Here is a 23,418-nt window from a genome sequence, read left to right as displayed (position 1 = left end):
CAAAGGAAGTAAAAATGAAAATTAGCATTAATAAAAACACTTTAGAATCTGCCATAGTTTTAACTAACTCTTATGTAGATAAAAAAGACTCAAGCAACATCGCTTCTCACTTACTTTTTGAAGTAGTTGAAGATAAATTAATCATAAGGGCAAGTGATTATGAAATAGGTATTAACTATAAAATCAAAAAAATTAAAGTTGAAAGTGCAGGTTTTGCAACTGCTAATGCTAAAAGTATTTTAGATATCATTAAAAGTTTAAATAATGAAGATGTGGTCTTAGAAACTATAGAAAATTTCCTTTTTATTAGACAAAAAGGAACTAAATATAAACTTCCTATGTTTAATTATGAAGATTTTCCAAATTTCCCAAGCACTGAAGGAAAAGATAAATTTGATATTGATTCAAGTGATTTAAGTAGATCTTTGAAAAAAATCCTACCTGCAGTTGATACAAATAATCCAAAGTATTCTTTAAATGGTGCTTTACTTGATATAAAAACAACCCACATTAACTTTGTAGGAACAGATACTAAACGCTTAGCGGTTTTTACACTAAATAAAACAAACGAAAAAGAATTTAATCTTTGTATCCCTAAAAAAGCTATTTTAGAAATGCAAAAAATCTTTTTTGAAAAAATTGAAATTTATTATGATGAAAATATATTGATTGCAAAAAATGATAATTTTGAGTTTTTTACAAAACTTATTAATGATAAATTCCCTGATTATGAAAGAGTAATTCCAAAAAATATCACAAAAGAATTTATTTTTAAAACAGAAGAATTTATGGATGCATTGAAAAAAATCAATGTAATCACTGAAAAAATGAAATTAAATTTTCATAAAGATAAACTTGTATTTGAAGGTATTAGTTTAGATAATATGGAAGCAAAAACTGAACTTGAAATGGAACTTAATATAGATGAAGAATTTAATCTTTGCATTAAAAATAAATTCATCACTGACTTTTTAAATTCTATTGAAAGTGAAACATTCAAACTTAGCATAAATGAACCTCATATGGCATTCTTAGTTTCAAGTGAAGAATTACAAACTGTAATTATGCCAGTTATTTTATAAGGAAAATAAATGCAAGAAAATCAAAATTATGGCGCAGGAAATATTAAAGTTTTAAAAGGCTTAGAAGCTGTTAGAAAACGCCCTGGTATGTACATAGGTGATACTAACATAGGCGGTCTTCATCATATGATTTATGAAGTAGTGGATAATTCTATTGATGAAGCTATGGCAGGTTTTTGTGATACGATTAATGTAGAAATTACTACAGAAGGCTCTTGTATAGTAAGTGATAATGGTAGAGGAATTCCTGTGGGAATTCACCCTACTGAAAATATCCCTACTTTAACTGTAGTTTTAACCGTGCTTCATGCAGGTGGAAAATTTGATAAAGATACTTATAAAGTTTCAGGTGGTTTACACGGGGTTGGTGTAAGCGTTGTAAATGCTTTATCAAGAAAATTAGTTGCTACAGTGCATAGAGATGGAGAAATTTATCGCCAAGAATTTTCAGAAGGTAAAGTTACAAGTAATTTTGAAACCATAGGTAAAAGTAAAAAAACAGGAACAATCATAGAATTTTGGCCAGATGATCAAATTTTTGAAGTGACTGATTTTGATTATGAAATTTTAGCTAAAAGATTTCGTGAACTTGCATATTTAAATCCAAAAATTACTATAAATTTTAAAGATAATCGTGTAGGAAAAGCAGAAAGCTTTCATTTTGAAGGTGGTATAAGTCAATTTGTTACAGATTTAAATAAAAAACAAGCTCTAACTAAGGCAATATTTTTCAATGTAGATGAAGAAGATGTAAATGTTGAAGTAGCATTGCTTTATAATGATAGTTATAGTGAAAATTTACTTTCTTTTGTTAATAATATAAAAACTCCAGATGGTGGAACGCACGAAGCAGGTTTTAGAATGGGCTTAACTCGTGTTATTAGCAATTACATTGAAGCAAATGCTAGTGCTAGAGAGAAAGACTCTAAAATCACAGGTGATGATGTAAGAGAAGGTTTAATAGCAGTTGTAAGTGTTAAAGTACCTGAGCCACAATTTGAAGGACAAACTAAAGGAAAATTAGGTTCAAGCTATGTTAGACCTATAGTTTCTAAGGCTTCTTTTGAGTATTTGACAAAATACTTTGAAGAAAATCCTATCGAAGCAAAAGCTATCATGAATAAAGCTTTAATGGCAGCTCGTGGTAGAGAAGCAGCTAAAAAAGCTAGAGAATTAACCCGTAAAAAAGAAAGTTCAAGTGTAGGGACTTTACCAGGAAAATTAGCTGATTGTCAAAGTAAAGATCCGAGTGAAAGCGAAATTTATTTAGTTGAGGGTGATAGTGCGGGAGGTTCTGCAAAACAAGGTAGAGAAAGAACTTTCCAAGCGATTTTACCTTTAAGAGGTAAAATACTCAATGTTGAAAAAGCAAGACTAGATAAAATTTTAAAAAGTGAACAAATTCAAAATATGATCACAGCTTTTGGTTGTGGGATCGGTGATGAGTTTGATATAGAAAAACTAAGATATCATAAAATCATCATTATGACAGATGCTGATGTAGATGGTTCTCACATACAAACTTTACTTTTAACATTTTTCTTCCGCTTTATGAATGATCTTGTAGCAAATGGACATATTTATTTAGCTCAACCACCTTTATATCGCTATAAAAAAGGTCAAAAAAAAGAAATTTATCTAAAAGATGAAAAAGCTTTAAATGATTATTTGATCGAAACAGGTATAGAAAGTTCTACTTATGAGGGTATAGGATTAAACGATTTAAAAGATTTTCTAAAAATCGTTGCAGCTTATAGAAGTGTTTTAAAAGAATTAGAAAAAAGATTTAATGTAATTTCAGTGATTAGGTATTTGATAGAAAATCCTGATTTGATAAAAGCTTCTAATGAAGAATTATTTAAAGTCATAAAAGAATTTTTAGAAAAACAAAATCACAATATCTTAAATTCATATATCAATGAAAATGAAATTCGTGTTTATGTACAAACTGAAAATGGTTTAGAAGAACTTATCATCAATGATGATTTATTTGTTAATCCTTTATATGAAGAGGCAAATTATATTTATCAAAAAATTAAAGATAGAGATTTAAAATTTGATAAAGATATTTTAGAAATTTTAGATGAAGTTGAAAAAAATGCTAAAAAAGGTGCTTATATACAACGCTATAAAGGTCTTGGTGAGATGAATCCTGAACAACTTTGGGAAACAACTATGGATCCAAGTAATCGTCGTTTGTTAAAAATCACCATAGAAGATGCTCAAAGAGCAAATGATACTTTCAACCTTTTCATGGGTGATGATGTAGAACCACGCCGTGAGTATATACAAGCTCATGCTAAAGATGTTAAACATTTGGATGTTTAATTTTTAAATGATTTTTTTAATTGGAGGGCAAGGTCATAGTGGAAAGACCTTGCTTGCTCAAAGACTTCTTGAAAAATTGTCCTTTTAGAGTAGATGAGGATGAAAAAATAACTGATTTTTATTTCCTATTGTAGATGGTATGATTTAAATTTGTATAGAAAATAAACAAAATTTAATCATTGAAGGATTTTATCTTACTCCAAAAAAGTTACAAAAATTTCAAAATCATTCTGATATTAAAATACTTTTTATTCTTTTTTCAAAAAAATATATTTTGCAAAATTATGAATTAATCTATTAAAATGAAAATGTCATAGAAAAGCGTTTATTTAGTGAAAAAGAAGAAATAAACACTCTTATTTTAAATCATCAAAAATTTAAAGCTCAATGTGAAAATTTAAATCTTCCTTTTATAGAAATTCAAAAAGACTATAAAATAGAATTAAAAAATGTAATAGAATTTTTTGCTTAAAAGCAAGCAAATAGTTATATAATATCTAAAAAATTTATAAGGATTAAAATGCATTTTACTCAGCAGCAATTGCAACGATTAATGCTTCATTATGCAGGGAAAATCGCTAAAGATAGAAAAGAGCAAAAAATAAAATTAAATTATAATGAAGCTTTAGCTTATATATGTTATGAATTAATGGAACTTGCAAGAAAAAATTTAAGTGTGAGTGAATTGATGAGCATAGGGAAAACTTTACTTACAAGTGAAGATGTGATTGATGGTGTTGCAAGTATGCTTGAAGAAATTCAAATAGAACTTCCTTTTGAAGATGGCACAAAATTAGTTACTATACATGAGCCTATAGCAAATGATGATAAAATAAAAGCTGGAGAGATATTTTTATCATCAGAATTTATTGTGCTTAATGAAAATAAAACTTCTATAGAAATTAAAGTAAGCAATAAAGGTGATCGTCCTATACAAGTTGGTTCGCATTTTCATTTCTTTGAAGTTAATTGCTTTTTGTCTTTTGATAGAGAAAAGGCTTATGGTAAAAGGTTAAATATCGCTTCAGGAACAAGTGTGAGATTTGAACCAGGTGAAGAAAAAACAGTAAGTTTGATAGAATTTGGTGGTTTAAAAAAGGTTTTAGGTTTTAATAATCTTTGTGATGATTTTATCAATGATGAAAATAAAACTAAAGCTTTATCAAAAGCAAAAGAGAAAGGATTTCTTTGATTAAGATTAGCAAAAAAGACTATGTGAATATGTATGGTCCAACAACTAATGATAGAGTAAGATTAGCAGATACAGATTTGATTTTAAGAGTAGAAAAAGATTATACTTTATATGGCGAAGAAGTTAAATTTGGTGGTGGTAAAAATATTAGAGATGGTATGGCTCAAAGTGTAAGTGAGGGAGAATTTCCGGATTTAGTTTTAACTAATGCTTTGATTGTTGATTATACCGGTATTTATAAAGCAGATATTGGGATAAAAAATGGCTATATAGTAGGTATAGGAAAAGCAGGCAATCCTGATATACAAGATGGAGTTGATCCTAGCTTAGTTATAGGCACAAGTACAGATATTATCGGTGCAGAAGGTTTAATAGTAACTGCAGGTGGTATTGATACTCATATACATTTTATCTCCCCAACTCAAATTGAATGTGCCTTATATAGTGGTGTTACTACTATGATAGGAGGTGGCATAGGACCAAGTGAGGGAACAAATGCTACAACTTGCACAAGTGGGGCTTATCATATACATTCTATGTTAAAAGCTACGCAAAATTACCCTATGAATTTTGGCTTTTTAGGTAAAGGAAATTCAAGTAATAAAAATGCTTTAAAAGAGCAAATCATAGCTGGTGCATGCGGCTTAAAAATTCATGAAGATTGGGGTGCTACTTCTAGTGTGATTGATACTAGTTTAAATATAGCTGATGAAATGGATATACAAATAGCTATCCATACAGATACTTTAAATGAAGCAGGTTTTGTAGAAGATACGATTAAAGCTATTAATGGTAGAGTTATCCATACTTTTCACACTGAAGGTGCAGGTGGTGGCCATGCTCCTGATATTATTAAAATGGCAGGTTTTGAAAATGTTTTACCTGCAAGTACTAATCCTACTATGCCTTTTACTAAAAATACCATTGATGAGCATTTAGATATGCTTATGGTTTGTCATCATTTAGATAATAAAATCAAAGAAGATGTTGAATTTGCAGATAGTAGAATTCGTCCTGAAACTATAGCAGCAGAAGATAAACTTCATGATATGGGTGTTTTTAGCATTATGAGTAGTGATTCTCAAGCTATGGGACGCGTAGGTGAGGTAATTTTAAGAACATGGCAAAGTGCTGATAAATGTAAAAAAGAATTTGGTGCCTTGAAGGAAGATAATGATTTAGATGATAATTTCCGTATTAAACGCTATATAGCAAAATACACTATAAATCCTGCTATTGCACATGGGATTGATAGTTATGTTGGTTCTATTGAAGTAGGAAAATTTGCTGATTTAGTGCTTTGGCAACCTAAATTTTTTGGAGTAAAACCAAAGCTTATTTTAAAAGGTGGCTTGATAGTAGGTGCAAAAATAGGCGATGCTAATGCTTCTATCCCAACACCTGAGCCTATTATCTATGAAAAAATGTTTGGAGCAAATTTAAATGAAAATGCTTTACATTTTGTTTCTAAAGCTTCTTTAGAAGCTAATATGCCTGAAAAATTAAGCTTAAAAAGAAAATGTGTTGCAGTAAAAAATTGTAGAAATATTACTAAAAAAGACTTGAAATTTAATGATAAAGTTCAAGATATAGAAGTAAATCCACAAACTTATGAAGTAAAAATAAATGGTGAGCTTATTAGCTCTAAGAGTGTTGATTCTTTAGCTTTAGCTAGAAAATATTTTATGATTTAATGATTTTACTTCAAAATAAAATAACGCATTATGATTTAAACAAAGAATGCGATTTTTTAGAGCTTAGTTGGTTTGATACTTTTAAAAAGATATTAAGAACAACGACTTTAAAAGGACTAGATGTCGCTATAAAAATGCCTGGTAATAAAGGTTTAAATCATAATGATTGTTTATATGATGAGGATTTTTTGATTTTAGTGAAGATTAAACCTGAAAAGGTTTTAAAAATTCACATAGAAAATGAATACAACCTTGCTTTAATAAGTTATCAAGTGGGCAATATGCATTTAAATTTATTTTATAAAGATCATAAACTCATTACTTTAGAGCAAAATTCTATCATAAGGTTTTTAGAAAAATTTAATATAAAATACGAAAAATGTGAAGAAATTTTAGAGCCAAAATATATGCTTGATATGCCAAGTTTTATCCAAGTTGATCCAAATTTTAAACTTATTAAAGAATAAAGATGAATAAATTAAATTTTTTACTTTTACAAATTAGTGATTCTTCTTTTCCTATAGGAGCTTTTTCACATTCTTTTGGTTTAGAATCTTATGTGAATTTTGCTTATATAAAAAATATAGAAGATGCAAAAAAAGTTTTAAAAACTCAGCTTTATTCTAATATTTTATATTTTGAGCTTTTAGCTTTGAAAATAGCTTATGAAAATGCAAATGATGTAAAAAATTTACTAATTTATCAAAGAAAGTTTTTATCAAGTATAGTTGCAAAAGAACAAAGTCAAGCTTATGTTTTTCTAGCTAAACGCTTTGTAAAAAATGTAAGTCTTTATGGATTATCAAATCCTTTATTAAATCAATACATTAAAGAAAATCAAACTCCTATTTATCCTTTTGTGTATGCTTTATTTTGTAAAGATAATGAACTTGATTTTATGTATGAAAGTTTTTTATTTGCTTTAATGAGTAATTTTATTAATATTCTTGTGAAAATCGTGCCTTTATCACAAAATGAAGGGCAGATTTTACTTTTTCAATTACAGCAAGATTTTCAAAAGGTTCTTTCTAAATTACAAAATTTAACTTTAAAAGATTGGTGTGAAAATCATAATGTCTTAAATGATTATTTGGGTATAAAACACCAAAATTTAGCATTTAAAATTTATATTTCTTAAAAGGGTTATAATGGTTAAAATAGGCATAGGTGGTCCTGTAGGTAGTGGTAAAACAGCTTTAGTATTAAATTTATGTCAAGCTTTAAAAGATGAGCTTTCTTTGGCTGTAATTACAAATGATATTTATACAAATGAAGATGCAAATTTTTTAATCAAACAAGGCGTTCTTGAAAAAGAAAGAATCATTGGAGTGCAAACTGGAGGTTGTCCTCATACAGCCATTAGAGAAGATGCTTCTTGTAATCTTGAAGCTGTTGAACTTTTACAAGAGCGTTTTAGTGATTTAGATCTTATTTTTATAGAAAGTGGTGGAGATAATTTATCAATGACTTTTTCACCTGAACTTGTGGATTTTTTTATCTTTGTTATAGATGTTGCTCAAGGAGAAAAAATTCCACGCAAAGGTGGTCCTGCTATTTGTAGGTCTGATTTAATGATTATCAATAAAATAGACTTAGCTCCTTATGTAAATGCTTCTTTAAAAATCATGCAAGAAGATACTTTAAAAATGCGTGGAGATAGACCTTTTATCATGAGTAATCTTCAAACTAAAGAAGGTTTAGAAGAAATCATTACTTGGATTAAAAAATACACACTTTTAAAGGATTGATTTGTTTGCTCAAAAGAGTGTTTTTAAACTTACATTAGATACTATCAATGAAAAAACTATCATAAAAAATTCTTTTTTTACTCCTCCTTTTAAACTTATGAGGAATTTTTATGATAAAAAATTAACTAGTATATATGTTTTAAATTCTAGTGCCGGAATTTTTAAAGAGGATCATTTAAGTTTTGAAATCATATGTAAGAAAAGTACAAACACCGCTATACTCACACAAAGTTATGAAAAGGTATATGATACTAAAGATTCTTTTGCGAGTAAAAATATTGATTTTACTCTTGAAGAAAATGCAAGCTTTTTTTATATGCCAAAGCCACTTTTGCTTCAAGAAAATGCAAATTTTATACAAAACACAAAGATTAATCTAGCTTCTTTTTCAAGATTAGTTTATGTTGATTTTGTCATTTTTGGTAGAGTGGCTATGGATGAAAAATTTGCTTTTAAAAATTATGAGAGTTTAACTCAAATTTATAGAAATGATACTTTAATTTTAAATGATAAAATTAAAATCAATCCTTCTTATATGAAAGAAAATGATTTAAATTTTTTTGCAAATCATACGCATTATTTGAGTATTTATCTTTTTGGATATGATGAGTTTTATGAAGAATTAAAAGCTTCATTTGACGATATAAATCAACTTTTTTATGAGGGTTTGTGTATAAAAATTCTTAGTAATGAAAGTGAAAAATTACTTTCACTTCAAGATAAGCTTTTTAAATTTTGTCAAAATAAAATATAAAATATTGTGGTATTATAAAGTTTTAAAAACAAACTAAGGATTATAAATGCGATATGGTGAAAAAGAAATCAAAGAATTTAGTGTAGAAAATATGGAAGTTTGGCCAAATGATGCCAAAAATGATTATGTGATTAAAATCACTTTACCTGAATTTATGTGTTGTTGTCCGCGTAGTGGGTATCCTGATTTTGCTACAATTTACTTAGAATACATTCCAAATAAATTAGTAGTAGAACTTAAAGCAATCAAACTTTATATTAATACCTTTATGTATAGAAATGTTTCACATGAAGCAAGTATTAATGAAATTTATAATACTTTAAAAGAAAAACTTGATCCAAAATGGATAAAAGTAGTAGGTGATTTTAACCCTCGTGGTAATGTTCATACCGTGATTGAGTGTAGATCTGATTTAGTGGTACCACAAAATTAAATTTTTATTAAAAATAAAAGGATATATTATATCTTATTTAAAGGAGGAAAATATGAAATTAAAATTATTTAGTTTAGTTGCAAGTGTTGCTTTGGTTTCAAATTTAGCTTTAGCTGATGAAAATTCAGGAATATTATTAGGTATTGATGCTGGTTGGTTTCATACTAAGGTAAAATCTGATCTTGATCATACTAAAAATAATAAAAAATTTAATGGTGATTTAGAAGGAAATGTTCCTGTTTTTGGTTTAAGAGTTGGTTATCGTTTTAGTGAAAATCATAGAATTTATGGTGCTTATAATTATTCAAGCGAATTTAGTGATGTAATCAATACCACAAGATTAAAAATTGATGGAGAATTTACTACACATAAGTTTTTGCTTGGTTATGATTTTACTCCAAAAATCTTTGAAAAAACAAGAGCTGTTTTAGGTGTATATGGTGGCTATGCAAGAACGGATATTACTTTAAAAACAAGCTTTTTATCATTATCTCAAGATTTTGATGGTTATACTTATGGAGCAAAAATCGGTGCTTTATATGAGTTAAATCAAGCAAATGAAATTGAGTTTGGTTTTAAAGCCGAGCAAACTCATTATAATACAAGAAATTTCTACCAAAGCAAGGTAGGTTCAAACTTTTACGATCCTAAACAAACAAATTATGGTTTATATCTAGGATATACTTATAAATTCTAAGGAGAATATATGCCAAAAGATGCAAATGGAACTGAGCTTAATGCAGGTGATAGTGTAAGTGTTGTGAAAGATTTGAAAGTAAAAGGTGCAAGCACTACTTTAAAGCGTGGCACGACTATAAAAAATATTAAGCTTACAAACAAAGACACTGAAATTGAAGCTAAGGTAGATAAATTTGGTGTGATTGTTTTAAAAACTGAATTTCTTAAAAAAATATAAGTAAAAATTCCCAATTAATCTTGGGAATTTTCTTCTTGATAAACACAATGTTTAAAAATAAATTGATGTTCCTCAGGCAAGTTTTCAAATAAGGCATTTGCGAGTTGTCTTATCTCCCAAAGGGCTGATTTTGAGCTTCTTAGAGTGATAAAATTTTGCAAACTTCTTGCATTAATTGTTAAAGTTAATTCTGTTTTATAGCTTTCTGGTAAGCAGTATTTTGCTATGTCTAAACTAATGCTATTTTGCAAAATCAAACGCAGATTTTCTAAAGCTTTGATGCTTGCATTATCCACTACTTCATTTCCGGTTAATACTAAGTATCTTTTAGCATTTTCAAAGTCATTTTCTTTAAATTCGCTTTCATTTCTTAGTTCTTTTAAAGTATATCTTGTGCTTTTTACACTAGGACTAGTGTGGCGGTGTCTTGCAACTTCTTGTAAGCATGCTCTTGAAATACCTTGTATATAAAAAGTATAGTTTAAATGCTCTAAGGTTGAAGCATGTTTGAATTTATTTCCCACTCGATCGATTAATTCTTTGTCTTTCTCACCACCACAATCACCTTTGTCAAAACTTTGCCAACATGTTCTTGTTGCATGAGAGCATACAGAAAGTGGAGTATGATTTAATAATGTGATTTTCATCGAAAATTTCCTTCAAAAATAATTGAATTTTACACAAATGTTTATAAAAATAAAATTTTTTATTCGTTATAATTTCAAAAAAAGAAATTAAGGTTATTTTATGAAATTAAAACAAACTAAGTATATTTTTGTAACCGGTGGTGTTTTAAGCTCATTAGGAAAAGGTATAGCAGCAGCTTCTATAGCTACGATTTTAAAAAATTCAGGTTTAAAAGTAAGTATTTTAAAAGCAGATCCTTATATTAATGTAGATCCTGGCACGATGAGTCCTTTGGAGCATGGGGAAGTTTTTGTAACTGAAGATGGAGCTGAGACAGATTTAGACTTAGGACATTATGAGAGATTTTTAAATGAGAATTTAACTCAGGATAATAACTTTACCACAGGAAGAGTTTATCAAAGTGTTATAGAAAAAGAAAGAAGAGGAGATTACTTAGGAAAAACTATACAAGTAATCCCTCATATAGTTGATGAGATAAAAGATCGTATTAAAAAGGCTGGAGTTGATAAAGATATTTTAATTGTTGAAATAGGTGGCACGGTAGGAGATATAGAAGGCTTACCATTTTTAGAAGCTATTAGAGCTTTAAAACTTGAAGTGGGTAAATACAATGCTATTAATATTCACTTGACTTTAGTGCCATTTATCAAAGCAGCAGGAGAACTTAAAACAAAACCAACTCAACATAGTGTGGGAGAATTACGCCGTATAGGTATAAGCCCTGATATGATCATTTGCAGAAGTGAAAAATCTTTAGATAGAGAGTTAAAAGACAAAATCGCAATTTCATGCGGAGTTGAAAAAAACTGCGTTATAGAAAGTGTGGATGCAGCTAGTATTTATCAAATTCCACTAAATTTTTTAAAACAAGATATTTTAAATTCTATTGCAAGTTTATTAGATCTTCAAAATTTAAAGCCAAGTATGAACGAATGGGATTCTTTAGTAAAAAGAGTCATCGCTCCAAGTAATGAACTTAGTATTGCTTTTGTAGGAAAATATGTAGATTTAAAAGAAAGCTATAAAAGCTTAACAGAAGCCATTATCCATGCAGGCGCAGCACTTGATGCAAGAGTAAATTTAAAATGGATCGATAGTGAAAAATTAGAAAATGTAAATGTCGAAGAAAGCTTTAAAGATGTAAATGGGATTTTAGTAGCAGGTGGTTTTGGTTACCGTGGAGTAGAAGGAAAAATCAAAGCCATACAATATGCAAGAGAAAATAAAATTCCATTTTTAGGAATTTGTTTGGGTATGCAGCTTTCTTTAGTGGAATTTGCACGCAATGTTTTAAAACTAGAAGATGCAAATTCTCATGAATTCAATCCAAATTGTAAAAATCCTATCATCTTTTTGATTGATGAATTTATTGACGCAAGTGGAGAAAAGCAAATTAGAACAAGTAAAACTCCACTTGGTGGAACTATGCGTCTTGGAGCTTATGAGTGTCATATCAAGCCAAATACACTTTTAAGTAAGGTTTATGATAATCAAAAAAGCGTAAAAGAACGTCACCGCCACCGCTATGAAGCTAATCCAAAATATAAAGAAATGTTTGAAAAAAATGGGCTTATTATAAGTGGGGAAAATGAAGGTTTAGTTGAGGCTGTAGAGCTTAAAGATCATCCATTTTTCTTAGCAGTGCAGTTTCACCCTGAATTTACTTCACGCTTAGTTAGGGTTAATCCGGCTATTTTTTCTTTTATCAAGGCATCTTTAACAAATCATGCTAAATAAAGCCAAAATAAAAGAAATTTTACACCAGCGTTTTATCAATGATACACATGTAAAGCTTTGTGATTTACCTATGCCATCTTGTTTAAAAGATGTCTATAAGGGTGCTTTACGTATTAAAGAAGCGATTGAAAAAAATCAAAAGCTTGCTATTGTTGGAGATTATGATGTAGATGGGGTGATTTCTTGTGTGATTTTATCTGAATTTTTTGATGATATCGGATATGACTATGTGGTAAAAATTCCAAATCGTTTTAAAGATGGATATGGTCTAAATGAAGAAATCATCAATGAACTTAATGGGGTAGATTTAATCATCACTGTAGATAATGGTATAGCAGCTTTTGATGCAGCAGAGCTTTGTTTGCAAAAAGGAATTGATTTAATTATTACCGATCATCATATGCCTCCAGCTACTTTACCAAAAGCTTATGCGATCATTAATCCTAAACAACAAGATTGTGAATTTCCTGATATTGAAATTTGTGGTGCTCAAGTGGCTTGGTATTTAGTTGCTGCTATAAAAGAAGTATGTAAGATTAATTATAATATGTGTAAATTTATAGAGCTTTTATCTATCGCAATTATCGCAGATATGATGGAGCTTAGAGATTTAAATAGAGCCTTAGTTAGAAAAGGCATAGAGTGTATTAATGATTCAAAACGAGTTGCATTTAAAGCTATCAAACAGTATTTTGGTAAGGATAAATTTGAACTTGATAATATTAGTTTTTTAATTGCACCTTTGATTAATAGTGCAGGTAGAATGGATGATGCGATTATTTCTTATAAATTTTTGCATTCTAAAAATATTAATGAGGTTATGGGTTATTTAGAACAAATCATTACTTATAATAATAGCCGTAAAGATGAAGAGCGCGAGCTTTTTAAACAATGTTTAGAACAAGTTGATGAAAATGATCCTGTGATTATTGTCAATGGCCAAAATTGGCATGAGGGTGTTTTGGGTATAGTTGCAAGTCGTTTAGCAAAGCATTTTAACAAGCCTGCCTTTGTTTTTTCAGAATGTGAGCAAAAGGCTAAAGCTAGCGTTAGAAGCGTGGGTAGGATAGATATTTTAAATGTTATAGAACAAGCTAAAGAATTTGTTTTAAGCTATGGTGGACATAAAGGTGCAGCTGGAGTTTTAGTCGAGCTTGAAAAATTTGGTATTTTTAAAAATAAGCTTTATGAAATTTGTCAAAATATCCCTAAAGATGATTTTTACAATACTGATGAGGTTTTAGGTAGTATTGATCCAAATGAAGTTGATTTTGAACTTTTAGAGATATTGGAATTTTTTGAACCTTTTGGGCATAAAAACCCAAGACCATATTTTAAATTTGATAAGCTTTTTGTAAAAAACAAAAAAAGACTTGGTAAAGATGAAAATCATATAAAACTTATTTTAACACAAGGAAATAAGACTTTAGAAGCTTTATTTTTTAACTTTGATTATGAGCCAGAAATTGGTGAAAATATTGATTTTATAGCTAGTATTTCTAAAAATAATTTTAGAGGATTAATCACCCCTCAACTTACTATAAAAGAAATTCTTAGATAATTTATTAACTTATTTGCATAATTTTTATTTATAAATTTGCTATAGCATAAGTACTATAAAGGAGTAAAATGTTAAAAAGGATTTTATTATTAGCAATATTTTTTAATTTTACTTTTGCTTTTGATACAAAAATTTTTATAGGTGATACTTATATACCTGAAAATTTTTATAAATATGATAAAGATTTTAAAATCGCAGCTAGAAAGTATAACATACCCATGGCATTACTTAAAGCCATAGCTTTGACAGAGAATGCAGCTTATGAACATAATATCATTGGTAGAAATAAAAATCAAACAAGAGATTATGGTTTAATGCAAATTAATAGCATTCATTTAAAGCGTTATGGTGTTAGCGAAAAGGAGATTGTAAAAGTTAGTGCAAATATAGACATAGCAGCAAGATTACTTTATGAAATTATACAACGATATGGGTTTAATTGGAATGCTATTGGAAGATATCATTCAGCAAATGATAAATATAAAAATATTTGGCTTGATAAAGTAATGAAAAATTTAGTTGCTATAGTTTTAAAAGATAGTAAAGATCTTTTTGTAATGGAAAAATTTAGAGCTTTTAAATTAGTTTCGCTTTTGATAAATGTTGATAAAGAACAATATAGAATTTTATTAGCAAGCAATAATTAAAACAAGAATTATAAATTTTCTTGTTTTAAAGCCTCTGCTTGATAATAAGCGATTAATGGCTCAATGATTTCATCAAAAAGTCCACCTTCTAAAATCGCATCAAGTCTATATAAAGTAAGATTTATTCTATGATCACTAATTCTATTTTGAGGGAAATTATAAGTGCGTATGCGTTCGCTTCTATCGCCACTTCCAACTTGTGATTTTCTTGCTTGACTTTCTTTAGCTAAGCGTTCTTGTTCTTGCATTTCAAAAAGTCTTGCCTTTAAGACTTTCATGGCACTTTCTTTGTTTTTATGTTGGCTTTTACCATCTTGATTTACTACAACTATACCTGTTGGAATGTGAGTGATTCTTACAGCACTATCTGTGGTATTTACGCTTTGACCACCATGACCGCTACTACGCATTACATCGATTTTTAAATCATTTGGATTGATTTGAATTTCAACATCATCAACTTCAGGCATAATAGCCACTGTAATAGCTGAAGTATGAACTCTACCTTGAGATTCTGTTTCAGGTACTCTTTGAACCCTATGTGTGCCACCTTCGTATTTTAGCCTTGAATAAGCTCCATTTCCTTTGATAAGAATGATGATTTCTTTAAATCCACCTACGCTACCTTCACTTGAGCTGACTATTTCGTATTTATAATCACGATTTTCAGCATAGCGTATATAAGCTTTTACTAAATCCCCAACAAATAAAGAAGCTTCATCGCCACCTGTGCCTGCACGAATTTCTAAAAAGATATTCTTATCATCGTTTGGATCTTTAGGTAATAAAAGAATTTTTAATTTTTCTTCAAGTTGTGGCTTTAAAACTTCGAGATTTTTAAGTTCTTCTTTTGCAAGTTCACCTAGTTCAGGATCAGATAAAAGAAGTTTATTTTCTTCTATATCATCTAAGGTTTTGAGATATTCTTTTGCTTTTTCTACTATGGGTTCTAAATTTTTTTGCTCTTTAGATAGAGCTGTCATTTTAGAAATATCATTAGAGATATTAACATCACTAAGAAGAGTATTTAACTCATCAAAGCGTGCTAAAAAAGGTTTGAGTTTATCAGCTAACATTAATTATGCTAATTTGTTTACCAATAATGCTAATCTGCTAACACGGCGTGATGCAGTTTGTTTTTTCAAAAATCCGCGACTTACCATAGCGTGAATGCTTTTATTAGCTACTTTTAATGCATTTTGTGCAGCTTCTTTATCGTTATTTGCCGCTGCTTCACGAACCGCTTTTGTAATGTTTTTTAATCTTGTTCTATAAAATCTATTTCTTTCAGTTCTTTTGATAGTTTGTCTTGCTCTTTTTTCAGCAGATTTATGGTTTGCCATAATTTTCCTTTTTTATATAAATTAAATTGCTAATTATACAAAATTAAAATTAAATTTTAATTAATTTAAGTATTTTTAAAGTATTAATTTTAATACCTAATATCATTTATTTTTAAAAAATCGCGCAGTTTTTCATACTCGCCATTTTCCAAATAACGATATTTACCAGCTTTTAACATACCAAGATCTAATGCTCCAAATGCCACTCTTTTAAGATCCATCACTTCTAAATCAAAATGTCCAAAAAAGCGTCTTAGCTCCCTATTTTTACCTTCATTAATGATTACTTTTAGTTTCGTATAGCCTCCGCTTGAACCAAAAATTTCAAAGCCTAAAAATGGAGCAAAACTCATTGAGGTTATTTTAGTTTTGGCGTGAGCCCCTTTTTTTTCATTTTGAATTTCTAAGCCATTTTGCATAGCTTCGATGACATTTTTATCTATATTACCTTTTACTTTTAAGTAATATTCTCTTTCTAAATCACTATGCATAAGTGCATCTGCTATTACAGGTGAATCAGTTAGTAAAAGTAATCCCTCGCTTGCAAAGTCAAGTCTTCCTACGCTAAGCCAAGTGCTAAATTGTTTTGGTAAAGTATGATAGATGGTTTTTCTGCCTCTATCATCTTTTTTACTAACTATTTCGCCTTTTTGTTTGTGATAAATGATGACTGAAAATTGTGTTTTTTTATGGAGTTTTTTACCATTGATAAAAACTTTATCCTCAGCATTTACACTATCATTTAGCAAGGCTGTTTTTTTATTGATTTTTACTAAGCCTTGCTTGATTAGCTCATCAGCCTCACGGCGAGAATATTTGCTATTGTGTGAGATGAATTTATTAATTCTCATAATTTTACTTTACATCACAAAAATAGTTGGTACTATGGTTGGATATTTTTTGATTTTTCTAAAAATATGCTTTCTTAGTACTTGTCTAATTTGAGCTTCTAAAACTTTTGGATTATCTAAAATTTCATCTTTTACATTTGGGAAAAATTGACTTAAAACATCACTCATTTCTTTTGAGAATGCTCCATCTTGTTTATCAGCTACCAAGCCATAACTAAATACTCTTGGTTTATTAATTAGTGTTTTACTTGCTTTATCAAGCTGGGCGATGATGACAACTATACCGCTATCTGCTAGTTTTTGTCTATCAATTACCACATCATCTGCGATTTGTTTGTTGATTTGATTATCCACAAAGACTTTTCCTGTTTTAACTGTTTTTACACGTTTGATGTATTTTTGACAAAGCTCTACTTGATCCCCATCACTCATTAAGTAGATGTTTCTTTCAGGTATACCACATTTTAGAGCAGTTTCTTTATGTTTATTGATATGATTATACTCTCCATGCACTGGTAAGAAAAATTTAGGTTTTACTAAAGTTAGCATGAGTTTTTGTTCTTCTATACTAGCATGTCCGCTTACATGAATTTCACTAAATTCTTGATAAGCTACTTTAGCTCCTGCTTTTAAAAGAAAATCAAGTACAGCAGAAACATTTGCTTCATTACCTGGTATTGCTTTAGCTGAAATGATAACTTGATCGCTAGATTTGATTTTGATAAATTTATGCTCATCAGTTGCCATTCTATATAAAGCACTCATGGTCTCGCCTTGACTTCCTGTAGTGACAATTAGTACTTCGTTGTCTTTGTATTTGCTTACTTCATCAGCGTCAATGAAAATTTTCCTATCAAGTTTGATATAGCCAAGTTCCATAGTAGTATAGAGATTTCTTTCCATAGAACGCCCTATAACACACACTTTTCTGCCGTATTTTAAACCATAACTAATAGCTTGATATACGCGGTGGATATTAGAGCTAAAGGTGCTCATGATTACCCTGCCTTTAGTTTTGGCAAAAATTTGATCAAAAGTAGGTCCTACAGAGCTTTCGCTTTTTGTATAGCCTTCTTTATATGAGTTTGTACTATCACTTAAAAGACAAAGCACACCTTCTTCGCCATATTGAGCTAAACGACTTAAATCCGTTGGATAACCATCAATTGGTGTTTGATCTATTTTAAAATCGCCAGTGTGTATGATGGTTCCTGCTTTAGTTTTAATAGCCAAAGCACAAGCATCGATGATAGAGTGGGTTATGTGAATCCATTCTAAATTAAATTCACCTATTTTATAAATTTGTCTTTTTGTTATAGGTCTAAACCATTTACGCTCAGCCTTTAAACCATGTTCTTCAAATTTATTTGAAATCATACCTAGTGCTAAAGGTGTTGCGTAGATAGGAAATTGAAATTCTTTGAAAAAATACGGTACAGCACCGATATGATCTTCATGAGCATGAGTGATGATGATAGCGCGAATTTTGTTTTTAATCTTTCTTACATAGTCAAAATCAGGTATGATAATATCTACTCCATGCATGGTTCCATCTGGAAAACTCATACCTATATCAACGATAATTGCATCGTTGTTGGTTTCAAAAACAGTGATATTTCCACCGATTTCCCCAAGCCCACCCAAAGGTGTAATACGAATTTTATGTTCGCTTGAGTTGTTGTGTTTTAAAGGGTGAAGTCTTAGCTCGTGCATGATTTTATTAGCTTCTATGCTTTTAGCAAGTTCTATTTGCCATTCTTCATTACCGCTTAATTTAGATGGTAAATTTCTATTTTTTTTCTTTTTCTTTTTTTCTTCGCTAGCTTCAGTTTGAGCATTTTCTACTTTTGTTTCATTTTTAATTTCACTATTTTGCTCTTGATTTTGTGAATCTTTTTTTCTTTTGTTTCTAAATTTATTAAATCTTTTAGTTTTATTTTGTTCTTGAGTTTTGTTTTCTTCGCTCATAGTCATCCTTTAAATAGTCATAAATTTTAAGGTATGAATCAACGCTAATTTCATGAGCTCTTGAGGTAGAAGAGATGTTTAGTGCTTCAAATGCTTTTAGAATTTTTTCTTTTTTATTTTTAAAATTAGATAAGAGTTGTTTTCTAGGATTTTGAAAACAAGCTCTAAGAAATTCTTTAAAAGCTTCTATATTTTCACATTTTTGCTGATAATGAGTAGTTTTTATTAACTTCATTACAGCTGAAGTAACTTTTGGTGGAGGATTAAAGCTTTGTGGTTGTATATCAAAAAGCATTTGTCTTTGGCATATTAATGCACAAAGCACCCCTAAGGCCGAAAAATTACTTTCTTTTTCATTCGCACAAAATTTCTGTGCCACTTCTTTTTGCACCATTACTATAAGCCCAAGGCAATTTTGATCTTCTAGGGCTTTTAAAATCAAATTTGTAGCAATATAATATGGTAAATTTGCTACTAAAAAGTACTCTTTATCGCTTAAACTTCCTTGATCAAAAGCATCACTTGCATTTTGATGAATAAGCTCAAAATTTCCACCTTCAATCTCATTTTGAAATTTTTTATTTAAAATAGGAATCAAATCTTTATCAATCTCATAAGCTCTAATATGAGCTTGTGGAATTTTCAAAAGTTCTTGCGTTAAATCACCTAAGCCAGGCCCAATCTCAACTATATTTTTAGTATCTTTGGGTATGGCTTGGATGATTTTATCTACCACGCTTTTATCACATAAAAAATTTTGCCCAAAATGTTTTTTTGCTTTTATCATAAATTTATTTTATCTAAAAAATATTAATTATAGCATTATTTTAAGCGCTAATTAGATAAAATTTGAATTATTTTTTATAAAGGTTAATTTTTGAAAAATCTTATAGTGTGTGCAGGAGGAAATGAGGATTTTAAATTTGCACAAAGTATAGGCATAGGTTTAGTTAATTCTGCTTTTTATCTAGGTAAAATTTTAAGTCAAGTAAAAACAGATAGAGTGATTTTTATAGGTACATGTGGAATTTACCAAGAAGGAAAAATTTTAGACATTTATGAAAGTTCTAATGCTGCAAATTTAGAATACGCAGATTTATTTGATAGTTTTTATACACCTATAGCAAATGAGATTAGATTAAATGTTTCACATGAAACTATGATTAATTCTTCAAATTATATTTGCAAAGATGAAAATATTGCCCAAGAATTTTTTAAAAAAGGCGTACATATAGAAAATATGGAAGCATACGCTGTGCTTTCTTGTGCAAAAATGCAAGGAATAGAAGGAATTTGTTATTTATGTGCTACAAATTTTTGTAATGAATTTGCACATGAAGATTTTTTAAAAAATCATCAAGAAGCAAAAGAATTATTAAAAGATTTTTTGTTAGATAAGAAACTTATATAGGAAAAAAATTGAGTGAATTAAAAAATATATTAGATTTTACTAAAGAAGAATTAGAAAATTTAGTCCAGCCAAAATTTAGAGCAAAGCAAATTTTTGAATGGGTATATAAAAAATATGCAGATGGTTTTTTACAAATGTCATCTTTACCAAAAGACTTTAGGGTGTTTTTGCAAGAAAATTTTCATTTTTCACCTTTAAAATGTGTGAAAGATGAAAAAAGCAAGGATGGGAGTATTAAATATCTTTTTGAGCTTTTAGATGGTAAAAAAATAGAAGCTGTTTTGCTACCTATGAAAGAAGAGCTTGTAGATGAAAATGGAAAAATCATCAAACATGCAAGATATACTATTTGTGTTTCCTCTCAAGTGGGGTGTAAAAGTGGGTGCAGTTTTTGTCTGACTGCTAAAGGCGGTTTGAAAAGAAATTTGACTGCAGGAGAAATAGTAGGACAAATTTTATGGATTAAAAAACATAATCATATTCCTTATGAAAGAAGGGTTAATATAGTCTATATGGGTATGGGAGAGCCTTTGGATAATCTTAAAAATGTTTCTAAGGCAGTTAAAATTTTAGCTGATAATGATGCTTTAGCGATAAGCCCTAGAAGACAAACTATAAGCACAAGTGGTTTAGCAAAGCAAATTAAAGAGCTTGGAGAAATGAATTTAGGTGTGCTTTTGGCTATTTCACTCCATGCTGTAAATGATGAGCTTAGAAGTGAATTAATGCCTATTAATAAAGCTTATAATATAGCAAGCATTATGGAAGCGGTGAGAAATTTTCCTATAGATCAGCGTAAAAGAGTAATGTTTGAATACCTTTTAATTGATGGTATAAATGATAAAATAGAACATGCAAAAGAACTAGTCAAGCTCTTAAATGGTATAAAAGCCAAAGTGAATTTAATACTTTTTAATCCACACGAAGGAAGTTTATATAAAAGACCAAGTGTTGAAAATGCGGTTAAATTTCAAGATTATTTAAGTGCAAAAGGTGTTACTTGTACGATAAGAGAAAGCAAGGGACTTGATATTTCAGCTGCATGCGGACAGCTTAAAGAAAGGCAGAGTAAACAATGACTTTTTTAGATATAGTCCAACTTATTTTTATAAGCATAGTAGTGATCATAGGACTTGGTGGGATTATTTATGTATTAAAAAATGAAGGGAAAAATAATGATAGATAAAAAACAATTGTTAGAAAATCAATTATTTCAAAATAGATATATAAAGCCAAATATTTCTTGGTATTTTTCTCATTTAAATGGTAAAAGAGGAATTGCTAGAATTTTTAAAGTTCCTTATGCTGCTTTGATGAAAAAATTTTATTTGAAAAAATACTTCGAAAAGAGGGTTTTAGAAGGTAAGGTGGATATTCCTTATTTAGAATTAGTTTTAACTACAAGATGTACTTTGCGTTGTGAATCATGTAATAATTTGATGTAGTATTTTTCACCATCAAATCAATATACCTGTACTTTAGAGGGCATTATGGAATCATTAGATCTACTTTTATCTAAAGTAGATTCTATTGCAAGAGTTAGAATTATAGGCGGAGAACCCCTGTTGTTTAAAGATTTACCACAATTGATTGATTATTTAGATGCTCAAAAGAAAATACTAACTTTTTCTTTAGTTACTAATGCAACTATTGATTTTAAAGATGAATTGATGAAAAAGTTAAAAAAATCTAATAAGGTTAGAAAAATTACAATTTCAGACTACAAAAGATCGCCAAATTTAAAAATTCCACTAAAACAAGAAAGCATTCTAAGAAAATTAAAAGAAAATAAAATTCCATTTTCTATGAACTCTAGTGGCGAAAATTCTACTTGGAGTGATCCTGAAAAAATTTATAAACGCGGTAGAAGTAAAGAAGATATAATCAAAAATTATCGTAATTGTCAAATGCCATGTGTAAGTTTGATGACATCTGAGGGCTTAGAAAATAAACAATTAGCACCTAAAGGAGCTATTTTTGTTTGTCCTATATCAAGCTCCTTGTCACGCTTAAAAGGACTTGAAGAATTTAATGGTGATTTTTTAAATTTAGAGGATTCTAAAGAAAGATTTTTTGAATTTTATTCTCAAGATTTTTATAAATCTTGTGATTATTGTAGAGATTATGGTAAACCAGCTAAGCAAATTGCAGTTGCAATCCAAACTGATAAGGTTTTAAAATTAGAAAAAGATTAAGGTAGATTTTTCAAAAATTCACCTTTTATATCTTTTTGAGATTGTATCAAAAATTTTTGATTTTTATATGTAAATTCTAAGCTAAAAGAGTGTAAAAGCAATCTTTTAGCACCTGTAATTTGAGCTCTTTTTATATCACTTATTTTTCCATCTAATATTTGCTCTATTTGTGTTTTTTCTAAACCATATAAAGGTTCACCTAAAATTTTATGTTTCACATGAAACAAATGTAATCTTATTTGGTGTTGTCTTCCTGTTAGAGGTTTAGCTAAAACTAAACTAGCATCTAAATTTTCAAAATATTCTAAAGTATAAAATTGTGTTAAAGCTTCTTTACCATTTTCACAAATATGCATCCTAGTTTTTACTGTATCATAGTCTTTAGCTAAATCCATACTTTTATCTACTATAAATTCTTTTTTAGTTTTTCCTTTTACTAGAGCGAGATAGCTTTTTTGCACTAATCTTTTTTCAAACATAGTTTTTAACTCAATTTGTGTATTTTTATGTTTTGCTATGAGTAAAAGTCCGCTTGTTTCTTTATCTAGTCTATGAGCTACGCAAGCTTTTTCACCCCATAAATGCCAAATTTCATCACAAAGACTATAAGTACAATTGCGCCCATTAGGATGAGTTAGTACTCCACTTGGTTTTTCTACGATGGCAAAATCTTCATTTTCAAAAACTATTTCTAATCCTTTGGGGTTGTTTTCATATATGATTAATTCTACTAAACCATTTAAAAATTTATTTTTTTCTTCTACCAAATTTCCATCACAAAATAATCTTTTTTTATCAATGAGTTTTTGTGCTTCACGCATAGAAATTTTCAACTCATCCATAAGTAGTCTAAATGCCTTTTTTCCATTATTTGCTAGTTTCTTTTTTATATATGCCATTTAATAACTTT

Annotated in this window: 26 protein-coding genes; 19 read left to right on the top strand and 7 right to left on the bottom strand. The window is 29.1% G+C overall.

The annotated features are described in order from the left end of the window. Positions 1 to 14: 14 nt before the first annotated feature. The 11 genes from dnaN (at position 15) to L8W40_RS01860 (ending at position 10,147) form a co-directional block, all read left to right on the top strand. Positions 15 to 1,082 carry a DNA polymerase III subunit beta gene (gene dnaN / locus L8W40_RS01910; protein WP_263664527.1) on the top strand — a complete coding sequence of 356 codons (1,068 nt, stop codon included), beginning with the start codon at positions 15 to 17 and terminating at the stop codon, positions 1,080 to 1,082. A gap of 9 nt (positions 1,083 to 1,091) precedes the next feature. Next, positions 1,092 to 3,410, top strand: coding sequence for a DNA topoisomerase (ATP-hydrolyzing) subunit B (gene gyrB / locus L8W40_RS01905; RefSeq protein ID WP_263664526.1), 2,319 nt, complete (start codon positions 1,092 to 1,094; stop codon positions 3,408 to 3,410). 520 nt (positions 3,411 to 3,930) lie between these two features. Further along, a complete protein-coding gene (gene ureB, locus L8W40_RS01900) occupies positions 3,931 to 4,602 on the top strand; it encodes an urease subunit beta (protein ID WP_263662726.1) in 672 nt (223 codons plus the stop codon). Then, the gene (ureC, locus tag L8W40_RS01895) at positions 4,599 to 6,296 is read left to right on the top strand and encodes an urease subunit alpha (protein WP_263662725.1); all 1,698 of its coding nucleotides are present in this window, start codon (positions 4,599 to 4,601) and stop codon (positions 6,294 to 6,296) included. The genes ureB and ureC overlap by 4 nt, the downstream gene beginning before the upstream one ends. Next, on the top strand, positions 6,296 to 6,763 hold the full coding sequence (locus L8W40_RS01890; protein ID WP_263662724.1) for an urease accessory protein UreE: 468 nt from the start codon (positions 6,296 to 6,298) through the stop codon (positions 6,761 to 6,763). Before ureC ends, L8W40_RS01890 begins: the two co-directional genes overlap by 1 nt. Positions 6,764 to 6,765: 2 nt before the next feature. Continuing rightward, a complete protein-coding gene (locus L8W40_RS01885; RefSeq protein ID WP_263662723.1) occupies positions 6,766 to 7,434 on the top strand; it encodes an urease accessory protein UreF in 669 nt (222 codons plus the stop codon). Between the two features lie 10 nt (positions 7,435 to 7,444). Further along, positions 7,445 to 8,044: an urease accessory protein UreG gene (gene ureG / locus L8W40_RS01880; RefSeq protein ID WP_039617044.1), complete on the top strand. Its 600-nt coding sequence runs from the start codon at positions 7,445 to 7,447 to the stop codon at positions 8,042 to 8,044. A 1-nt stretch (position 8,045) separates the two neighbouring features. Further along, on the top strand, positions 8,046 to 8,798 hold the full coding sequence (locus tag L8W40_RS01875; protein ID WP_220566958.1) for an urease accessory protein UreD: 753 nt from the start codon (positions 8,046 to 8,048) through the stop codon (positions 8,796 to 8,798). Positions 8,799 to 8,844: 46 nt separating this feature from the next. Continuing rightward, positions 8,845 to 9,231, top strand: a complete 387-nt coding sequence (queF, locus tag L8W40_RS01870) for a preQ(1) synthase (RefSeq protein ID WP_039617048.1) — start codon at positions 8,845 to 8,847, stop codon at positions 9,229 to 9,231. Between the two features lie 52 nt (positions 9,232 to 9,283). After that, entirely contained in the window at positions 9,284 to 9,928 is a 645-nt protein-coding gene (locus L8W40_RS01865; protein ID WP_263661396.1) for a porin family protein, read from the top strand. Positions 9,929 to 9,937: 9 nt separating this feature from the next. Next, the gene (locus L8W40_RS01860; protein WP_039617052.1) at positions 9,938 to 10,147 is read left to right on the top strand and encodes an alkylphosphonate utilization protein; all 210 of its coding nucleotides are present in this window, start codon (positions 9,938 to 9,940) and stop codon (positions 10,145 to 10,147) included. Positions 10,148 to 10,161: 14 nt separating this feature from the next. Here L8W40_RS01860 and thyX read toward each other — a convergent pair whose 3' ends face one another. Next, positions 10,162 to 10,794 carry an FAD-dependent thymidylate synthase gene (gene thyX / locus L8W40_RS01855; protein ID WP_039617054.1) on the bottom strand — a complete coding sequence of 211 codons (633 nt, stop codon included), beginning with the start codon at positions 10,792 to 10,794 and terminating at the stop codon, positions 10,162 to 10,164. A gap of 100 nt (positions 10,795 to 10,894) precedes the next feature. Here thyX and L8W40_RS01850 point away from each other — a divergent pair, with 100 nt between their 5' ends. From L8W40_RS01850 to L8W40_RS01840, 3 genes are all read left to right on the top strand, one after another. After that, on the top strand, positions 10,895 to 12,532 hold the full coding sequence (locus L8W40_RS01850; protein ID WP_263664525.1) for a CTP synthase: 1,638 nt from the start codon (positions 10,895 to 10,897) through the stop codon (positions 12,530 to 12,532). Further along, on the top strand, positions 12,522 to 14,093 hold the full coding sequence (recJ, locus tag L8W40_RS01845) for a single-stranded-DNA-specific exonuclease RecJ (protein WP_263659219.1): 1,572 nt from the start codon (positions 12,522 to 12,524) through the stop codon (positions 14,091 to 14,093). The genes L8W40_RS01850 and recJ overlap by 11 nt, the downstream gene beginning before the upstream one ends. 68 nt (positions 14,094 to 14,161) lie before the next feature. Further along, positions 14,162 to 14,740: a lytic transglycosylase domain-containing protein gene (locus tag L8W40_RS01840; RefSeq protein ID WP_220566962.1), complete on the top strand. Its 579-nt coding sequence runs from the start codon at positions 14,162 to 14,164 to the stop codon at positions 14,738 to 14,740. An 8-nt stretch (positions 14,741 to 14,748) separates the two neighbouring features. Here L8W40_RS01840 and prfA read toward each other — a convergent pair whose 3' ends face one another. The 5 genes from prfA to rsmA form a co-directional block, all read right to left on the bottom strand. Continuing rightward, positions 14,749 to 15,816 (bottom strand): peptide chain release factor 1, encoded by a 1,068-nt coding sequence (prfA, locus tag L8W40_RS01835; RefSeq protein ID WP_133319093.1) that lies wholly within the window; start codon positions 15,814 to 15,816, stop codon positions 14,749 to 14,751. Between the two features lie 3 nt (positions 15,817 to 15,819). Beyond that, positions 15,820 to 16,083: a 30S ribosomal protein S20 gene (gene rpsT, locus L8W40_RS01830; RefSeq protein ID WP_039617063.1), complete on the bottom strand. Its 264-nt coding sequence runs from the start codon at positions 16,081 to 16,083 to the stop codon at positions 15,820 to 15,822. 89 nt (positions 16,084 to 16,172) lie between these two features. Continuing rightward, the gene (locus tag L8W40_RS01825) at positions 16,173 to 16,934 is read right to left on the bottom strand and encodes a pseudouridine synthase (protein WP_263659218.1); all 762 of its coding nucleotides are present in this window, start codon (positions 16,932 to 16,934) and stop codon (positions 16,173 to 16,175) included. A gap of 9 nt (positions 16,935 to 16,943) precedes the next feature. Next, on the bottom strand, positions 16,944 to 18,902 hold the full coding sequence (locus L8W40_RS01820; protein ID WP_412175451.1) for a ribonuclease J: 1,959 nt from the start codon (positions 18,900 to 18,902) through the stop codon (positions 16,944 to 16,946). Then, on the bottom strand, positions 18,868 to 19,689 hold the full coding sequence (gene rsmA / locus L8W40_RS01815; RefSeq protein ID WP_263661399.1) for a 16S rRNA (adenine(1518)-N(6)/adenine(1519)-N(6))-dimethyltransferase RsmA: 822 nt from the start codon (positions 19,687 to 19,689) through the stop codon (positions 18,868 to 18,870). Before rsmA ends, L8W40_RS01820 begins: the two co-directional genes overlap by 35 nt. Positions 19,690 to 19,779: 90 nt before the next feature. On the opposite strand from rsmA, the gene L8W40_RS01810 reads away from it, so the two are divergent. The 5 genes from L8W40_RS01810 to L8W40_RS01790 are packed head-to-tail and all read left to right on the top strand — an operon-like array spanning position 19,780 to position 22,508. Beyond that, positions 19,780 to 20,313: a purine-nucleoside phosphorylase gene (locus L8W40_RS01810; RefSeq protein WP_263664523.1), complete on the top strand. Its 534-nt coding sequence runs from the start codon at positions 19,780 to 19,782 to the stop codon at positions 20,311 to 20,313. Positions 20,314 to 20,321: 8 nt separating this feature from the next. Continuing rightward, on the top strand, positions 20,322 to 21,392 hold the full coding sequence (gene rlmN / locus L8W40_RS01805; RefSeq protein ID WP_263664522.1) for a 23S rRNA (adenine(2503)-C(2))-methyltransferase RlmN: 1,071 nt from the start codon (positions 20,322 to 20,324) through the stop codon (positions 21,390 to 21,392). Continuing rightward, the gene (locus L8W40_RS01800) at positions 21,389 to 21,499 is read left to right on the top strand and encodes a hypothetical protein (RefSeq protein WP_263659213.1); all 111 of its coding nucleotides are present in this window, start codon (positions 21,389 to 21,391) and stop codon (positions 21,497 to 21,499) included. Before rlmN ends, L8W40_RS01800 begins: the two co-directional genes overlap by 4 nt. Further along, complete coding sequence (locus tag L8W40_RS01795; RefSeq protein WP_263659212.1) at positions 21,489 to 21,758, top strand: hypothetical protein; 270 nt, start codon at positions 21,489 to 21,491, stop codon at positions 21,756 to 21,758. The genes L8W40_RS01800 and L8W40_RS01795 overlap by 11 nt, the downstream gene beginning before the upstream one ends. Before the next feature lie 45 nt (positions 21,759 to 21,803). Next, positions 21,804 to 22,508: a hypothetical protein gene (locus L8W40_RS01790; protein ID WP_263662719.1), complete on the top strand. Its 705-nt coding sequence runs from the start codon at positions 21,804 to 21,806 to the stop codon at positions 22,506 to 22,508. On the opposite strand, the gene L8W40_RS01785 is transcribed toward L8W40_RS01790, so the two are convergent. Continuing rightward, positions 22,505 to 23,407 (bottom strand): RluA family pseudouridine synthase, encoded by a 903-nt coding sequence (locus L8W40_RS01785; RefSeq protein WP_263659209.1) that lies wholly within the window; start codon positions 23,405 to 23,407, stop codon positions 22,505 to 22,507. The two genes, L8W40_RS01790 and L8W40_RS01785, sit on opposite strands and share 4 nt — an antisense overlap. Positions 23,408 to 23,418 lie beyond the last annotated feature (11 nt).

It is taken from the genome of Campylobacter sp. IFREMER_LSEM_CL1846, from assembly GCF_025772105.1.
GTDB classification, from domain to species: Bacteria; Campylobacterota; Campylobacteria; order Campylobacterales; family Campylobacteraceae; genus Campylobacter_D; species Campylobacter_D lari_D.
Note: the sequence above shows the minus strand (reverse complement) of the source record. Positions and strands in the feature narration are given on the sequence as shown.

Bases quoted from the DNA above. Each gene is read 5' to 3' on its own strand.
- L8W40_RS01885 (WP_263662723.1), top strand. From the start codon at position 6,766: ATGAATAAATTAAATTTTTTACTTTTACAAATTAGTGATTCTTCTTTT.
- rpsT (WP_039617063.1), bottom strand. From the start codon at position 16,083: ATGGCAAACCATAAATCTGCTGAAAAAAGAGCAAGACAAACTATCAAA.
- L8W40_RS01850 (WP_263664525.1), top strand. From the start codon at position 10,895: ATGAAATTAAAACAAACTAAGTATATTTTTGTAACCGGTGGTGTTTTA.
- rsmA (WP_263661399.1), bottom strand. From the start codon at position 19,689: ATGATAAAAGCAAAAAAACATTTTGGGCAAAATTTTTTATGTGATAAA.
- L8W40_RS01800 (WP_263659213.1), top strand. From the start codon at position 21,389: ATGACTTTTTTAGATATAGTCCAACTTATTTTTATAAGCATAGTAGTG.
- ureG (WP_039617044.1), top strand. From the start codon at position 7,445: ATGGTTAAAATAGGCATAGGTGGTCCTGTAGGTAGTGGTAAAACAGCT.
- L8W40_RS01795 (WP_263659212.1), top strand. From the start codon at position 21,489: ATGATAGATAAAAAACAATTGTTAGAAAATCAATTATTTCAAAATAGA.
- queF (WP_039617048.1), top strand. From the start codon at position 8,845: ATGCGATATGGTGAAAAAGAAATCAAAGAATTTAGTGTAGAAAATATG.
- ureB (WP_263662726.1), top strand. From the start codon at position 3,931: ATGCATTTTACTCAGCAGCAATTGCAACGATTAATGCTTCATTATGCA.
- thyX (WP_039617054.1), bottom strand. From the start codon at position 10,794: ATGAAAATCACATTATTAAATCATACTCCACTTTCTGTATGCTCTCAT.
- L8W40_RS01840 (WP_220566962.1), top strand. From the start codon at position 14,162: ATGTTAAAAAGGATTTTATTATTAGCAATATTTTTTAATTTTACTTTT.
- gyrB (WP_263664526.1), top strand. From the start codon at position 1,092: ATGCAAGAAAATCAAAATTATGGCGCAGGAAATATTAAAGTTTTAAAA.
- L8W40_RS01890 (WP_263662724.1), top strand. From the start codon at position 6,296: ATGATTTTACTTCAAAATAAAATAACGCATTATGATTTAAACAAAGAA.
- recJ (WP_263659219.1), top strand. From the start codon at position 12,522: ATGCTAAATAAAGCCAAAATAAAAGAAATTTTACACCAGCGTTTTATC.
- dnaN (WP_263664527.1), top strand. From the start codon at position 15: ATGAAAATTAGCATTAATAAAAACACTTTAGAATCTGCCATAGTTTTA.
- L8W40_RS01820 (WP_412175451.1), bottom strand. From the start codon at position 18,902: ATGAGCGAAGAAAACAAAACTCAAGAACAAAATAAAACTAAAAGATTT.
- L8W40_RS01825 (WP_263659218.1), bottom strand. From the start codon at position 16,934: ATGAGAATTAATAAATTCATCTCACACAATAGCAAATATTCTCGCCGT.
- prfA (WP_133319093.1), bottom strand. From the start codon at position 15,816: ATGTTAGCTGATAAACTCAAACCTTTTTTAGCACGCTTTGATGAGTTA.
- L8W40_RS01865 (WP_263661396.1), top strand. From the start codon at position 9,284: ATGAAATTAAAATTATTTAGTTTAGTTGCAAGTGTTGCTTTGGTTTCA.
- L8W40_RS01790 (WP_263662719.1), top strand. From the start codon at position 21,804: ATGGAATCATTAGATCTACTTTTATCTAAAGTAGATTCTATTGCAAGA.
- L8W40_RS01785 (WP_263659209.1), bottom strand. From the start codon at position 23,407: ATGGCATATATAAAAAAGAAACTAGCAAATAATGGAAAAAAGGCATTT.
- L8W40_RS01860 (WP_039617052.1), top strand. From the start codon at position 9,938: ATGCCAAAAGATGCAAATGGAACTGAGCTTAATGCAGGTGATAGTGTA.